This is a genomic window from Streptomyces hirsutus (genome assembly GCF_001418415.1).
GTDB classification, from domain to species: domain Bacteria; phylum Actinomycetota; class Actinomycetes; order Streptomycetales; family Streptomycetaceae; genus Streptomyces; species Streptomyces hirsutus.
The window spans coordinates 35,017-49,821 of record NZ_LIQT01000205.1 but is presented as its reverse complement, the minus strand read 5'-3'; the positions used below and the strand labels follow the sequence as shown (position 1 = coordinate 49,821).

The window sequence follows — 14,805 nt, the reverse complement described above, 5'->3', positions numbered from 1 at the left end:
CCGTAGAGGAGGCGCCGGTGGTCGCCGCCGGAGCGGACGCGAGCGGGGAGAAGGCCGTGATGCCGGGGCGGCGAGGGTGAAGGTCCCGGACGGCAGCCGCCGCATCAGCAGCGCGTATCCGAGTCCCGCCACCGTGCCGACGACGGCGCACATGCCCCACAGCCACTCCGCCCCGTACCGGTCGATGACGAGTCCCGACATCAGCGGGGCGACGAGCGCGGCGACGGCCCAGGACATGGTGTACATGCCCTGGTAGCGCCCGCGCCCGTGGGCCGGCGACAACTGGACGACGAGTCCGGTCTGGGTGGGCGCGTTGACGATCTCGGCAAGCGTCCACACGCAGACGGTGAGGGCGAAGACCCCGACGGACCCGGCGAAGGCGGTCAGGCCGAAGCCGTACCCGGCGAGCAGCGCGGAGAGCACCAGCAGGCGGCCGGGGTCGCGGTGCTCGATGAACCGGGTGACCGGGATCTGCAGGACGACGATGAGGACGCCGTTGACCGCGATGGCCATGCCGTAGTCGGCCGGGGTGAACCCGGCCGCACCCATCGCGACGGGCAGTCCGACGGCCCCCTGCTGGAAGATCAGCGCGACGAGGAAGGACAGCCCGACGACGCCCATGAACCGCCCGTCGCGGAGCACCGTCCCGAGCCCGACGGAGTCCTCGCGCGCCTCCCCCGCGACCTGGACGGGCTTCGACTCGGGGAGCTTCACGAAGACGACGATCGCGCAGGCCATCGTCATCACCGCCTCGAGGAGGAACCCGGCGGCGTAGCTGTGCTCGGCGATGAACCCGGCGGCCATGGTGGAGACGGCGAAGCCGAGGTTGATGGCCCAGTAATTGAGGGAGAAGGCGCGGATACGGTCCTCGGGCCGGACGATGTCGGCCATCATCGCCTGGACGGCGGGCCGGGAGGCGTTGGAGGCCATCCCGACGAGGAAGGCGACGCCGGCGATGGCGACGGGGTCGCGCACGAAGCCGAGCAGGGCGACGGACACCGCGGTGGACGCCTGCGCGACCAGCAGGGTGGGCCGCCGCCCGAGCCGGTCGGTCATCACGCCGGCGCCCAGGGACGACAGCACCCCGCCGAGGCCGTGCAGGGCGGCGACCAGACCGGCGTAGGTGGCGGAGTAGCCGCGGTCGAGGGTGAGGTAGAGCGCCATGAAGGTGGCGACGAACCCGCCGAGCCGGTTGACGAGGGTGCTCGTCCACAGCCACCAGAAGGCAGGTGGCAGCCCGGACACGGTCTCCCGCATCGCACGCCCGGTACGCCCGATGGACACCACGAAGACCCCCCGAATGTAAGCACCTGAACTGGCAGGCACACATTACGAAGGCCGTCGGGGAACCCACCACTCGATTAACAGATCCCGTCAACCCGTCGAGCCCGCTCCTCACCCACCGGACAGGGGCGCGGCCCGCGCGGGGCTTCGATTACGCTCGGAGCCATGGCCGACGCACCGTACAAGCTGATCCTCCTCCGCCACGGCGAGAGCGAATGGAACGCGAAGAACCTGTTCACCGGCTGGGTGGACGTCAACCTCACCGAGAAGGGCGAGAAGGAGGCAGTCCGCGGCGGTGAGCTGCTGAAGGACGCCGGCCTGCTGCCCGACGTACTGCACACGTCGCTCCAGAAGCGCGCCATCCGCACCGCCCAGCTCGCGCTGGAGTCCGCCGACCGCCTGTGGATCCCCGTGAACCGCAGCTGGCGCCTGAACGAGCGCCACTACGGCGCCCTCCAGGGCAAGGACAAGGCGCAGACCCTCGCGCAGTACGGCGAGGAGCAGTTCATGCTGTGGCGCCGCTCCTACGACACCCCGCCGCCCCCGCTGGACACCGACGACGAGTACTCCCAGTTCGACGACCCGCGCTACGCCACCCTCCCGCCGGAGCTGCGCCCGCGCACGGAGTGCCTCAAGGACGTCGTCGTCCGCATGCTGCCGTACTGGTTCGACAACATCGTCCCCGACCTCCTGACCGGCCGCACGGTCCTGGTCGCCGCCCACGGCAACAGCCTGCGCGCCCTGGTCAAGCACCTCGACGGCGTCTCCGACGCCGACATCGCGGGCCTGAACATCCCGACGGGCATCCCCCTGTCCTACGAGCTCGACGCCGACTTCAAGCCGCTCAACCCGGGCGGCACCTACCTCGACCCGGACGCCGCGGCGGCGGCCATCGAGGCGGTCAAGAACCAGGGCAAGAAGAAGTAAGCAGACACCAGTAAGCCCCCGGCCTGCGACGTCCTGGCAGGGCGGGGGCTTTTTGGTGGGGCTGGGCCGTCAGTTGCCCGGCCCAGTCGTCAGACGCCGGCGGGGTGCGAACCCCCAGGCCGCCGACCCGGGGGTTCTTTGTGTCCAGACCAGTCGACGGGTACTGAGAGCCCTCGTAAGAGCCGTCATCGGCGAAGAGACGGCTCCCCAACCCGTGCCCTCCCGTCAGTCGCTACGCCGCCGCACTGTCGTGATCACTACTGGCCGGCATCCGCACCGTGTGATCACCGAAGTCCGCAACCAGGTCCAGTCGGCCGCCGAGCGCCTCCACGTAGCGGGCGATGACGTCCAGTGTGGCCCCCTCGCCGTGCTCGATCTGGGAGACCCTGGCGATGCTGACTCCCATCCGGGCCGCCACTTCCCGTTGGGCGAGACCGGACTGCTTGCGCGCCTCGGCGAGCTGATGGCCACGCGCCTCGGCGAGGAGCCGGCGAGACCCCGCCTCCACCTCGGCCGGCTCCACACCGGCCGCGTACAGCTCCTGCTCCAGAACCTCCCAGTCCTGCGCAGCCTTCTTGGGCATGGCTACTCCTAATCCTCGTCGCCGGTGTACTCGTGGTAGAGCTGCTCGGCCAGGGGGATGTTGTCGCGGTACCAGCGCTCCCAGTTTCCGGCCTTGTCACCGCCGAGGAGCAACAAAGCCGAGCGAGAAGACTTGCCCGGGAACTGAACGTCCTGGCTGCCCAGGAGTCACGCAGGCCGGTGAGCCGGCACGGCCACCGAAGGGCCGCTCCCTCACGCCGGCGCTTCCTGGTCGTGCCGGTACAGGGGACAGAGGAGTTCGACGGACTGCGGTTCGCTGGTATCGGGGTCATACTCGACGCCCACCAACGCGGAGAAGCGGCGGTCTCCCACCTGCCCCCAAAGCGTGTTGAGGTCGGAGGCGAGCAACTGCACGACACCGAGGGAACCTTGAGTGTGGATACCGGCGATGGCGAGCAGCGAGCCCGCGCCGTCCGGACGTGGCAGCCTGCCGAGGTATCCGATGTCGTACGGGCGGGCCGGATCACTGTCCTGTCCCGACCGGTACACCGTGCCGGTGCGGCGATCCATTACCGTCCAGGGCCCGTCTTCCGCCCGCTCCCAGCGCAGTACGGGATCCTGCGCGTACGTCTCCCACATCTCCTGGGACATGCGCGGCCCGCAGACCACGACCAGGCCGTTCCGGTTGAGGTCGATCTCGCCACTCACCGGCACGTGCTCCGAGGTGACGTCGAGCCCGTACGACCTTGCCAGGCCTTCCAGCCGCTTGCCGGAACTGACGTCGTCAACGGCGACGACCGTCCGCCCGCGTTCGTCGTCGCGCCGCAGCGGAGTAGCAACTGTGACGGCTCCCCTGCCGAGAAAGGCGCCTTCCGGTGCCGGGCCGGTGTGCCGGATCTGGTGAATCCGCCCACGGCTCAGACCGGCCTGTACCGCGATCTGCGCGTACGACAGCCCTTGCGCATGGAGGTCCTGCACCACACGCCGACGGAGCCGGGCCAGTTCGGTCACCTCGTGCTGCGCATCGGCCAGCCGGGCCGTGACCTCGCGCAGGAGCAGGTACGGATCGTCGATCGCCATGATCCGTTGCAGCTCTTCCGACATGACCTCACCTCCTGGCACCCACCAGGAGTCTAGGGCCCTAGACGAAAGGAGCGAGAGTCGTCGTCCTGAGCGAACGACTGCCATGTAAAACCTGGCCGGCCGCCGATAAATACCCCCGAGGACTCACCAGTTACCGGCCGTAAGGGAACTGCGGGCCACCATCGAGCGGAGCTCGTTCACACACCCTCACGCGCAAGATCGGCCCACACGGAACGCCCATCGGGCCAGTCCTTCACACCCCAGTCCTTCGCGCAGGCCGCGATCATCTGCAGCCCACGACCGCCCTCCTCCTGGCTGGTCATGTCACACAAGTGCGGTACGCGGTGACCTCCCTGGTCGACCACCCCGATACGCACGAGGTCATCGCCAAAGCCGACCACCACAAGGAACCAGCCACCGACCGAGCCACTCAGCGTATGCCGCACAGCATTCGTCGCGAGCTCGCTCACCACCAGGACGGCATCATCGGCAGGACCCCGCTCGCGCAGCAGGGCGGCGACGAAGTGGCGGGCATGGGCCACTTCCTCAGCCATGCCGGGGAAGGCACGGCACCACTTGGATCGCATGGCACTCTCCTCACTCATGTCTAGAGGGCTAGACATCACAGCGGCAGAGTATTCCTAGAGAGGGCCACGACTCAGGAATCATGAGGAATTATTCCCCTAAGGGGTGACGGCACCTCCCAAGTCGCGAAACTCCTTCATCACGTGCAACAACAGCTCCCGCGCCTCCCCGCCGAAGACCGCAGCCTGCTCAAAGCATCCGAACGTCTCCTCATACGAGGCAAGTTCACCTGAATCGACCGACACGTGCTCGCCATCGAAGGTCTCCACCACAACCGCCCGCCGATCGCACAACGTGAACCCGTGACGCGGCAGGGCCGGCACCGGCCGACGCCAGGGGATGACCCCGAGCCGCACCGTGCTCAGACTCTCAACAGCCAGCAGGCGGTCGAACTGCGCGAGCATGAGAGCCGGGGAACCCGGCCAGGTCCGCAACACGGCCTCGGTCAGCACGAACACCGACTCCCGACCCGGCTCGTACAGGACACTCTGCCGCTCCACACGAGCAGCGACAGACCGGCCGACCGTCTCAGGAGTAACACCCGGCACACTCTCAAAGACGTGCCGGGCATACTCCGCACTCTGGAGCACAGCCGGCAGAACGACGCATTGGAACGAGCGCACCAACCGAGCGGACCGAACCTCTTCATCGACCGTCAGGCCAGCCGGAGCAGTTCCCTCAACCGGCTGATCGACATCTGACGCAGTCTCCACCACGGCCAAGAGATCACGCACTTCACCCGCGGTCAGCTCATCAAGGCCGAGGGCACCTGAGAGCCGGTCAAGTACATCGATACTCGGAACCATGCGTCCGTTCTCAACTTTGGACACGGTTGGCTGACCCACCCCAGCCCGCTGCGCCAACGCGGCACCTGTCAGACCAGCCTCCGCACGAAGCCCGCGAAGACGCGCTCCGAGGGCCTTCATCCGCTCCCGCCGTTCACTCCCCATGCCCAGGGTTCTACACCACCTGCCAGCAGGAGCCGGGAGCGTGAGCCTCACCAACCACCCTCTGGAACCGAAGTGTCAAGCCTCTCCCGGGACCGGACAGGCTCCTGAACCTCACTGAGTTACAACCTTCTCTACTGGTTCAAGGCGGCTCGCTCCGCTCCCCGCGCGCGGCCCGACCCCCGGCCGGGCCGCGCTCCTGCCTTCGTCCCGCTCCAGCCCGGCCGGCGCCCGCGCCGCGCGCAGCAATGTATAGCCAACTGTTGCCAACGAGGAATGTCGTCGCGGGGTCCACGCCTCTCCAGCCAGGTGGCTTCTGACTCCGCCCTGCGCCCGCGAGCTGGACATCTTACGCATCTCCTGACAGGCAGCCGGAGTTGGTTGTATATTCTCGGCAGCATACTCGAACCGGCTATGGGGGGACCGTGGGGCCGAATAGCTCCGAACAGTTCACTACAGACCCAAAGAAACATTTTGAGAGTTTCCTCTCAGCCGAGCCGAGCGATGAACGCATAGTCAATTCAAAGCTTCTCCACGGAGCGTGCTACGCACTTTCGGATGACCAGCACTTCGCTCTTAAAGAAGCCATTTCGGAGCGATTCTCTATTGCGCCACATCAAGACATTTTCCTTGTAGGGTCAGCGAGACTTGGTTTCAGCATCGCTCCCCATAAAAGATATCGCCGCTTCGGAGATGTATCAGATATTGATGTCGCAATCGTGAGTCACGATCTATATGAGAAGGTCTGGCACGAAGCTCACACCTATGCGGACTCAGGAGCTGACTGGCCAAGACAAAGTCGATTCGAACAGTACATCTCATGGGGATGGATTCGCCCGGACATGCTACCAAGATCCCCCTCATTTCAATTCTCTGAGGATTGGCGACAGTTCTTCAGACAGCTACAACAAAGCCGAAAATTCGGCCCATATAAGATCGCCGGAGCCTTGTATCACGACATGCGCTTCCTGACCCAATACCAACAGCGAGCAGTTAAATCCTGTCGCGAGGCTATGGAGGATTTGTGATGCAGACTTCAGCGACGAACAAGAGGCTGCGGATGCTGCTCACCGGGATCCGCGACAAGACACTCATCCCTAATCCTCACTTCCAGCGTCGTCTCGTGTGGTCGAACGAGCACAAAGTCGCATTCGTCGCCACCGTGCTAGACGGACTTCCGTTCCCTGAAATCTTCATCTCTGCCGGAGATGTAAATCCGGACACTGGTGACGGAACCGAGTTGATCGTGGATGGACAGCAGCGGATTACTACACTCCATCAGTACTTTACGGCCTCGACCGATTTGCGTATCACTAACAACGTGATCCCGAAATACAGAGAACTCACCGACGAAAAGAAGCGCGAGTTTCTCGAATATGAAGTGGTGATTAGAGACCTCGGCCCCCTTACCGAGGAAGAGACTCGGCAGATTTTCCATCGCATTAACTCTACCAACTACTCACTTAATGCCATGGAGGTAAACAACTCCCGTTTCGACGGGGCCTTGAAGCGGTTTGCCGAAGAAGTCGCGAATCACTCGTTCTTTCAAAGCAGAAAAATTTTCACGTCGCTCGACGGTCGACGCATGAACGATATTCGATTTGCGCTCACTCTGACCATTACCGTCATGAGTGGGTACTTCAGGCGCGATGAAGAGCACGAGCAGTACCTTGATCAGTACAATGATGATTTCCCCATGAGCGGGGAAGTTAAGGAAGGGTTCGAGAAAGTATTCTCATTCATTGATGAGTGCCAATTTCCTACCAAGAGCCGGGTGTGGCAAAAGGCCGATTTGTTTACGTTGATTGTCGAACTCTACCGCACACTCGTGTACGACAAGAGATCGCTGCCTTCCGCCGATGCGGCGGCCAAACTCATCGCCTTTTATGAAGAAGTTGAGGATGTCACGCGCGCACCAAATCCCTCACCTGAAGCGGCTGAGTACTATCGGCGCGTGAGGTCTGGAATCAACGATCGGAACAGTAGGATTAATCGGGGTGGAGTTATTCAAGGGATTCTCGTCACGATTTCTTCGTAACTGGCCCTCGTGAACTGAGATTAGCTAGACACACTCGTCCGCGTCGGCAGTCGCGGCCTGCTGTGGTCGACGACAGGCCCGATAGCGTGGCTGATGTCGGTGGGGGTGCAGCGAGACACACACGCGCCTGACCGGTCGGCATGCCCGCCGTCGTGGCTGACTTTCGTCGGCTCAGGCGCAACCGATCACCGAGACGACATGCCACACGCCTTGGCGGAGAGCGCCCCACGGCCTTGACTCAGTCATCGAAATTCCAGTCTAAAGCCGCTCCACCGACCGGTCGCTCCCCTGCAGCTCCCGCGCCTCTCAGTCACTAGCTCCCAACTCCCGTTACCTGTGGAAAAATTTCAGGCTCGCAGGGGAAGCGTCAATGACAAAGTGCACACTTGCCCAGAGCTAGAGGTGAAGATTGGTAATTCTTGATACATGCGTGTTGACGAAACACTCGCGGGACAGCCCCCTCCGAGATCTCCCCTCAGCTGTCAAAGCAAGCGGTGCACAGACCCTCGCCATTCCCGAAATGGCCTTGTTCGCGAAGTGATGGAAAGCCCTAAAATGTATGCGGTGCTGCAAGCCGATCTACCGTCTTTCGATTGAGTTTTTAGGAGTCTCGTGAACCAAAGGAAAGAATGGGAAAAATATCAGATCAAAGTATCTGAAACATTGTCCGAATTCGGCTTCGCCACAAAGGTTGAAGAGGTAATCGAAGGAGCTAGAGGGAGACATGAAGTCGATGTCACAGCGCGAATCAGATACGCCGGGATTGATCAACTTTGGATCGTCGAGTGCAAGAAATGGAAGCGGCCTGTGCCGAAAGAGCGCGTCCTAGCCTTTGCCTCAATTATTGACGACGTCGGGGCGGACCGCGGCCTGATCTTTGCGGAAGGAGGTTTTCAGGCCGGCGCAGTGCGCGCATCCCGCAACAGTAGTATTACGCTTACCAACCTGATAGACTTCGTCAGCAACTCGGCAAACGAACTTTCCTCAATCAAGGTGAGCGACCTGGTTGGAAGGATCGCAGAGCTTGAGAACAAATTTCATTCCATTTGGAACCTGAATGCGGCCGAGCGGAATAGGGTCAACTCGCGGTATATAGGTCCCGAGTCCTTTGGCCTAAAAGAACCGATTGCAGTAAGAGCATGCCTTAGTATGTTGAAAGATTCTCTTGAGGCTGCGAGTTTCAATCGATGGCCCGTACCCTACCGGCCACTAGACCAGGCTGAAGACTACTCAAACGGTCTGATCGACGTCAAAAACTGGGATGGGCTTCTATTCGTCGCCGAAAAAACCCTTGAGACATGTGATCGAATCTATGGCCACATGATAGGTTACGGAAATAGCGATATTCGTTGGCAAGACTTGCAGCCTCCAGAGCTAACAGACCTTTTGGCTGCGATTCGCAACATGTCCTCTGACTAACCAGGGAAATTCCCCTCAAGGACCCCAGCTTCCCAAGCTGAGGGCTCAGGCACCGTGGTTACGGGACGGCCGTCGCGGCTTGCTCTGGTCGACGGCAGCGTGGCGGAGGCCAGTGGGGGTGCAGCAAGGCACACGCGCGCTGGTCGGCCGGCGCACCCGCCGTCGTGGCTGACTGTCGTCGGCTGAGATTCGTGCCACTGTCGTGCCAGATGCAGCGGTCAGCCACGGTCAACAAGATTGTCTGACTGTCGAGTTGCCGGGCATCTCACCAGGCATCGAAGCCGCAGGTCACCGGCCCGATGCCCCAGCCTCTCTCCCAGAGCGGTGATGGGCACGCCGCCGTGCCAAACATTGCGGCAGGCGCAGGCGCCGGATGCTACCCATCGTGCTGCGTTGTTTACCGCACGCTGGGATGTGGGGAGCTGTGTAGTACCAGCATTGCGGCTCGTACTGCGGGGGGAATCTTGAAGTGCCAATGCACGGCTAATCACGGCGTCCGTAAGGGGCATATTTGTGCGCGTACGGCCACGCATGCCATGGTCAACAAGTGGTGGTGTTTGACATGCTTGCGAGCCGTCAGGCCAAAGGCGCCGCCTGAAGAGGTCCGCCAGTCCGCAAAGCCGGCGAAGCGTGGAAGGCGACGAGTGCCGGTTGGGAAGCCGCCGGTGTCCTCAGTTGGCACCCTGTGGGCCCACGACGTCACGTCGAAAGCATCGAAGATGCCTCGCCGCCGCAAGAAGCGCCAGGCATGAGCGCTGCAGGGAGGCCCTGTCGGTAGCGGTCTGCGAAGCGCTGCTGCACAGCTCGGCCGGGGCCCGTCTCTGGGCCGTCCGAGGCCGCTCGACAGTAGCCAATGACGACCAACGACGACCACCAAGCGCATGGGCCCACCGCTCTTGAGCAGGGAAAACGCAGGTCACCAAGATCCCCGACAAGACCCGGCAAGAAGAAGTAAGCCGACACCAGTAAGCCCCCGGCCTGCGACGTCCTGGCAGGTCGGGGGCTTCTTGCTGGGGTAGCGCCATCCCTGAGCCGCCAGTTGCCCGGCCGAGCCCACCCGGGTGTGCCAGAGGAGTGCCGGATCCAGCAGAGAGTCTTGGGGGGACGTCGGGCAACAGCCGGGGTACCGGAGAGCTGCCGGCTGAGCACCGCTCCCATCAGCCGCTCGCTAGCTCACGGCTCCCGGTCCATGGCGTAGGGCGGCCACGGACTCGGTGAGACCTGATCTTTCCAGTTGCCCCAGTACGTCGTCGAACGTCTGCGGCGGACGCCGTCGAGAGGTGGCGATCTCCTGCACGCAGGCATACACGACACGATCGTCCAGCCCTATGAGATCCATCATGAACTCGTCGGCGTTCTTGCGTTCAATCCCCCAATTGGCCAGGTAGTCGGATGGGAAGTCCTTGCGGTTGTTCGTGACGATCACTTGCGCGCCCGCCTGGATGGCAGCAGCCAGGACGTGCCTGTCGTCCATGTCCGGCAACTTGAGCCCCTCGACAAGGGGCTCAAAGCCCCTGACCAAGCAGTCGCGTACGGCTCCGTTCATGAGAGCTCTCCGACGCGCCAGAGTTTCAGGAGCGATGTCGTAGTCCCGCGCAATGTTCCGGTCCACCTCGTCGAGGATCACTTCTGTCCACCTGGCACAGACGAATCCCCTCCGGCTGACACGGATCAGCAGGTCACGCAGCGTGTTGGGATATAAGACGCACGCGTCATAGATCACGACGAAGGTCATGTCAGAGCAGCCCCAGCTCCTGGTCCAGCTCCATCAACTCGTCGGCCGCGCCCTTGCGCCTCGCGTCGTCCTCACGCAGATACTGGCGCAGATCGGCGAAGCGGATACGGCGGTGACGCCCCACGAGCCTGAAGGGGATCTCGCCGGACTCAAGCAGACCGATCAAGTACGGACGGGACACGTTCAGCATGTCGGCGGCCTGCTGGGTCGTCAGCTCCGCGTCGACCGGCATGATCTGGACGCCTTGTCCATTGGCGAGAGCTGCCAGTATCGATGCGAACATTTCCGCCACCGGCCGCGGCAGGACGAGAGCTTCGTCGCCGGCGCCCGTCTCCAGGTGAACCTGGATGTCCTCGTCGCTCTGCGCTGCGCGTGAAAGGTAGCCGTTGATCCGCCGCAGAGCCCGCTGCGCATCGTTCGCGTCCACCACGCCTGGTTCGAGCTTCTTGCCTGTCGCAGTCCCCATGACGCCCTCCACTGTCGTATTCGAATTATTCGCAATAAACGAAGCAGCCGCAACCTTGTCCCAGGTGCCTCTCCACGAACGGATGAAGCCCTTTCCGCTCTCCAGGCCCGCGCGAGAGCACCCTGGAGGGGGTGGGCATCACCGGATGTCAGTGCCGCTTGGCACGATTGCGATCATGAGCCACAACATCGCGTACTCCACCGCGGACAAGGCCGACGTCCTGGCCTACCTCGGCGGCAACGGCAGCCTGACCGCAGACCAACGACGCCGCCTCAACGGAATGCGCAAGGACGCCCGGGCCCACCAGGACGACCTCGATCACCAGCGCGTCGACTGGGGCTTGTCCGTCCCCGACGCCCTCGATGACCTCATCGCCGGGCGCACCGACTCGGACGCGGAGTACGCGGGCAACGCCTACAACTCAGCTTTGCAGCACATCATCGACCACAACGCATCCGACCCGGCCCACCTGGGCACCTACTCGAAGCCCTCGACGTTCTTCGGCCTGGTCGACCACGAGATGCGACGCCTCGGCGTACCCGCCGACCTCCTGCCCCACGGCTACCTCTTCGGCGGGCCGCCCGACGACTTCCCGTTCGTACCGCACTCGATGGACGGCTACCCCGCCATCGGCCATCTGCCGCTTGCCAAGACCAAGCCCGCCGCCGACGCCTATCGCGCCGTCCTGGACCGGATGGCCCCTGACTTCAGGTACGACGTCCAGGAGCTGATCGAAAAGCTTGAGTGCGAGCACAACGAGTGGGAGTACGCCACGAAGAACATCGGCTGATACACCCAGGACACACTCTTCTTCAAGCTCACCTGATCATCCTGCGGGACTGCCGGCGGCCGTTTCGTGTCACGCTCTGCGCGGGGTGCTGTCCCCTCTCGTGACCATCGAGTCCGGCCGGGATCGGGTGCCTCCCGTCGAGGCGGACATCTGCCGTCGAAACCCGCGGACAAGGCCGCACAGGCCAAGCCCGGAGACGGCGGCTCAGCCAGACATGCGCAGCCAGGGCCAACGAGCCGCGTGCCATGAAGTCGGCCCATAGGGGAAGGGCCTGGGCAACGCTGTCGGCCCCCAGGACTCCCCACAGCAGAACGATCGTCAGGACACCCGCTACCGCCAGGACGGATACGTAGCAGACGCCGGCAGTGCGGTTCCGGCCGAGCCAAGTGCCCAGCAGCCCCGAGGGGATCTGCACCACCACGTGAAAACTCAAACCGTTGAACACGATCGCGAGGAGGACCACGAACGGCGGCACATCCGCAGAAAGATCATGGTCCGGGACTGCCCCGTAAGCGTCCAGAGCCCAGGCCGGCGGCACAAGAAAGGTGAACAACAGCAGCACTCCGCTCAAATGCACAGCGGCGAGGTGTGCTGCCGCGCTGCGGAGCACAGTCCTCGTACGACTGCCTGCAGACGTCGTCTCGTGATCACATGGCCTCACGGTCCCCCTCGACATCTCGCGTACCACACTTCATCGCGACAACCGCAGCACAGTAGGCCCCACCATGCCTCAGCTGAGCCCTGTCGCGCATCAAGGTGGAACCGGTCACCGAGCAGCCGCCGCTTGCGCTGCTGGGGCTGCTGGGGCTGCTGGGGCTGCTGGGCCATCAGACCGCCGCCTCCGGTTCGTTGGCGGGGCCCTGGCCGTAGGCCTCGTCACCGGTCACCCCTGGCCGTGCTCCGGGGTAGGCACGGCGTACACCAGCAAGTTCCTCTGGTAGCCGCCGCGTTCGCGGTCGTACGGGGGCGCGCAGGTGACCAGGGTCAGGACCGGCCGTCCGTGGCGCCGGAACACCTCGTCGGGGAGCCTGTCCTTGTCGACCACCTCGCGGGCCGCCACCTTGTACCTCACGGGGGGCGCGTCCTCGCGGGCGACGGTGACGTCGTCGCCCTTCCGGACCCCGTACAGCCTGGCGAAAGCGCCCAGGTCGCCGGTGCGGTCGTCCACATGGCCGATGAGGACGGCGGATCCGGCGGGGGCGCCCGGTGCAGGGCCGTAGCGGTACCAGCCGGCCTGCCCCACGCTGTCGGGGATCTCCACCGTTCCGTCGTCCTTGACGCCGACGCCCTGGAGCCGGGCGTCCAGGGAGACCCGTGGGATGCGCAGCGCCGTCGGCTCGGGTACGGGGCCGGACGCGTTCTCCGCCTCGCCCGGTCCACTGTCGTGGACCCCGAACGAGGGCCCGGCCGTAGGCTCCTGGGCCCTCGGTCGGGTGCCGAAGTCCGACGGCACCGAGGCTCCGGACGGCCTCAGCGACCAGACCAGCAGCACCGCCAGGACGACGGCGACCACCGCGGCGGCCCCGACGGCCGCCGCGGAGGGCCGCCCGCCCTCGCGGGAGGAACGCATGGCCGTCAGTCGCTCCGGGTGTACCGGCGGCGGGCGGCCAGCAGACCGGCGACCGCGATGGCACCCGTGGCGCCCCAGGCGAGCCAGACGGTGGCGGACTCGTTGTCGGCGGCCATCGCGCCGCTCTCACCGGCGTCCACACCGCGCGGCGCGGAGTCCATGCCGCTGATCGTCTGCGTCTTCAGCGCGAGGTTTTTGTCCTCGGCGCTGCCCCAGGCGTAGACGACCGTGCTGACGCCCTCGGCAAGGTCGAGGTCGGCAGGGCCGATGGCCACGGTGTCGGTCCCGGCCAGGACGACATCGGCGCTCACCGTGCCGGCGGGCACCTCGAGCGACTTCTCGTTCGGGTTGGTCAGGCCCTCGATGACCGGCTCGCCGCCCGCGCGGACGTCCACGGCGGGTGCCGCGGCCACGTGACGGACGGTCAGCCGCGACTGACCGGTCGGGACCTTGGAGGTGTCGTTGACGAACGCGGTGAGCACGGGGGCGCCCTGTGCGTCGAGGTGGGCCGCGAGCGTGGCGTTCGCTCCGGCCGGGATCTCGACGCTCTTCTGGATGGCGGGATCGCCGTCGGGGCCCTCGCCGTCGGCGAAGACCTCGATGTCGTAGGTGCCCGGGTCCAGGGACTGGGATTCGGTCAAGGTGCCGGGCTTGAAGTCGGGAAGCAGTTCGTTCCCGTTGGCGTACACGTCGACGGTGAGGCCCGGAACGCCGTGGAAGACGGTCACGGACGCCTTGCCGTCCTCCTGCGCCGTACCCTCCGCGGAGGCGGGGGCGGCCACGGCGAGGGACAGTACGCAAGCACTGGCGGTGGCGATCTTCCTGCTGCGCGAGTTCATCATCGGAACTCCCTTCGTGGGGGACCCCGGTCACACGTGGGGCCCGGCTTCCGGGTGAGCGGCTTCTCGGATGCATCGCGCGACGAGTTCTTCGGCCGGGCGCCCAGCGCCCCCTTACCGGCGTCCGGCGTCCGTCGTGCTGTCGCACGCGGCCGCGGTCGGGGTCGGGTGTCATGGGTGCTGTCGGGAGTGGTGCCACTGGTCCTGTCAGCCGTGCTGTCGGAAGTGAGGGCGGGCTGCCCGGGCGGGTCCTTGCATGGGGCCCAGCACTTCGATCCCGGCCGCCGGGAGGAGACGCAGGCGCTCTTCGTCAAGCGGCCCGCTTCCCGTGACACCTGGCCCAGTATGGGATGCCATGCGATAGTGCACCACTTGCGCCCTACACGCCCCATGCGCCCCATACGCCCCGGCCGGAAACGGCACGTCGACCTGGCCGGTCCCGGCCGGCTCGGGCCCGGCGGGTGGCTTGAGCCCTGGGCGAGGCCCGCGGCTGGAGCCGCTGGACCGTCGGCGGCGCCGACCGACATGCGATACGAGTCGCGCGAAAAATCTTCGCCCAACTCCGCACGGCCTTGAGCG

The 14,805-nt window shown here is 64.7% G+C and carries 15 protein-coding genes; 5 read left to right on the top strand and 10 right to left on the bottom strand.

Annotation, left to right across the window (positions count from 1 at the left end; genetic code table 11):
* Positions 1-1,257 (bottom strand): MDR family MFS transporter (locus AOK11_RS16620; RefSeq protein WP_055594506.1); only part of this gene is annotated, 1,257 nt, incomplete at its 3' end.
* A 192-nt stretch (positions 1,258-1,449) separates the two neighbouring features.
* On the opposite strand from AOK11_RS16620, the gene AOK11_RS16615 reads away from it, so the two are divergent.
* Positions 1,450-2,211 carry a phosphoglyceromutase gene (locus AOK11_RS16615; protein WP_055594501.1) on the top strand — a complete coding sequence of 254 codons (762 nt, stop codon included), beginning with the start codon at positions 1,450-1,452 and terminating at the stop codon, positions 2,209-2,211.
* 232 nt (positions 2,212-2,443) lie between these two features.
* Here AOK11_RS16615 and AOK11_RS16610 read toward each other — a convergent pair whose 3' ends face one another.
* The 4 genes from AOK11_RS16610 to AOK11_RS16590 form a co-directional block, all read right to left on the bottom strand.
* A complete protein-coding gene (locus tag AOK11_RS16610; RefSeq protein ID WP_055594500.1) occupies positions 2,444-2,794 on the bottom strand; it encodes a helix-turn-helix domain-containing protein in 351 nt (116 codons plus the stop codon).
* A 212-nt stretch (positions 2,795-3,006) separates the two neighbouring features.
* Positions 3,007-3,858 (bottom strand): hypothetical protein, encoded by an 852-nt coding sequence (locus AOK11_RS16600; RefSeq protein WP_055594499.1) that lies wholly within the window; start codon positions 3,856-3,858, stop codon positions 3,007-3,009.
* A 176-nt stretch (positions 3,859-4,034) separates the two neighbouring features.
* Complete coding sequence (locus AOK11_RS16595; RefSeq protein WP_055594498.1) at positions 4,035-4,424, bottom strand: ATP-binding protein; 390 nt, start codon at positions 4,422-4,424, stop codon at positions 4,035-4,037.
* 96 nt (positions 4,425-4,520) lie between these two features.
* The gene (locus AOK11_RS16590) at positions 4,521-5,372 is read right to left on the bottom strand and encodes a helix-turn-helix domain-containing protein (protein ID WP_079034893.1); all 852 of its coding nucleotides are present in this window, start codon (positions 5,370-5,372) and stop codon (positions 4,521-4,523) included.
* Positions 5,373-5,794: 422 nt separating this feature from the next.
* On the opposite strand from AOK11_RS16590, the gene AOK11_RS42880 reads away from it, so the two are divergent.
* The 3 genes from AOK11_RS42880 to AOK11_RS40015 all read left to right on the top strand — a co-directional run bounded on the left by AOK11_RS42880 (position 5,795) and on the right by AOK11_RS40015 (position 8,826).
* A complete protein-coding gene (locus AOK11_RS42880) occupies positions 5,795-6,397 on the top strand; it encodes a hypothetical protein (RefSeq protein WP_157869378.1) in 603 nt (200 codons plus the stop codon).
* Positions 6,397-7,407 carry a GmrSD restriction endonuclease domain-containing protein gene (locus AOK11_RS16585; protein ID WP_055594496.1) on the top strand — a complete coding sequence of 337 codons (1,011 nt, stop codon included), beginning with the start codon at positions 6,397-6,399 and terminating at the stop codon, positions 7,405-7,407. Before AOK11_RS42880 ends, AOK11_RS16585 begins: the two co-directional genes overlap by 1 nt.
* Positions 7,408-8,019: 612 nt before the next feature.
* A complete protein-coding gene (locus AOK11_RS40015; RefSeq protein WP_079034892.1) occupies positions 8,020-8,826 on the top strand; it encodes a restriction endonuclease in 807 nt (268 codons plus the stop codon).
* Between the two features lie 1,168 nt (positions 8,827-9,994).
* Here the strand turns inward: AOK11_RS40015 and AOK11_RS16580 are convergent.
* Positions 9,995-10,561, bottom strand: a complete 567-nt coding sequence (locus tag AOK11_RS16580) for a PIN domain-containing protein (protein ID WP_055594495.1) — start codon at positions 10,559-10,561, stop codon at positions 9,995-9,997.
* A gap of 1 nt (position 10,562) precedes the next feature.
* Positions 10,563-11,027: a helix-turn-helix domain-containing protein gene (locus AOK11_RS16575; protein ID WP_055594494.1), complete on the bottom strand. Its 465-nt coding sequence runs from the start codon at positions 11,025-11,027 to the stop codon at positions 10,563-10,565.
* Positions 11,028-11,202: 175 nt separating this feature from the next.
* Here AOK11_RS16575 and AOK11_RS16570 point away from each other — a divergent pair, with 175 nt between their 5' ends.
* Positions 11,203-11,817 (top strand): DUF7691 family protein, encoded by a 615-nt coding sequence (locus AOK11_RS16570; protein WP_055594493.1) that lies wholly within the window; start codon positions 11,203-11,205, stop codon positions 11,815-11,817.
* Positions 11,818-11,845: 28 nt separating this feature from the next.
* Here the strand turns inward: AOK11_RS16570 and AOK11_RS43990 are convergent, their stop codons facing one another.
* The 3 genes from AOK11_RS43990 to AOK11_RS16555 form a co-directional block, all read right to left on the bottom strand.
* The gene (locus AOK11_RS43990) at positions 11,846-12,388 is read right to left on the bottom strand and encodes a hypothetical protein (RefSeq protein WP_206188861.1); all 543 of its coding nucleotides are present in this window, start codon (positions 12,386-12,388) and stop codon (positions 11,846-11,848) included.
* Positions 12,389-12,700: 312 nt separating this feature from the next.
* On the bottom strand, positions 12,701-13,387 hold the full coding sequence (locus AOK11_RS16560) for a class F sortase (RefSeq protein WP_055594492.1): 687 nt from the start codon (positions 13,385-13,387) through the stop codon (positions 12,701-12,703).
* A gap of 5 nt (positions 13,388-13,392) precedes the next feature.
* Positions 13,393-14,229, bottom strand: a complete 837-nt coding sequence (locus AOK11_RS16555; protein WP_055594491.1) for a DUF4397 domain-containing protein — start codon at positions 14,227-14,229, stop codon at positions 13,393-13,395.
* Positions 14,230-14,805 lie beyond the last annotated feature (576 nt).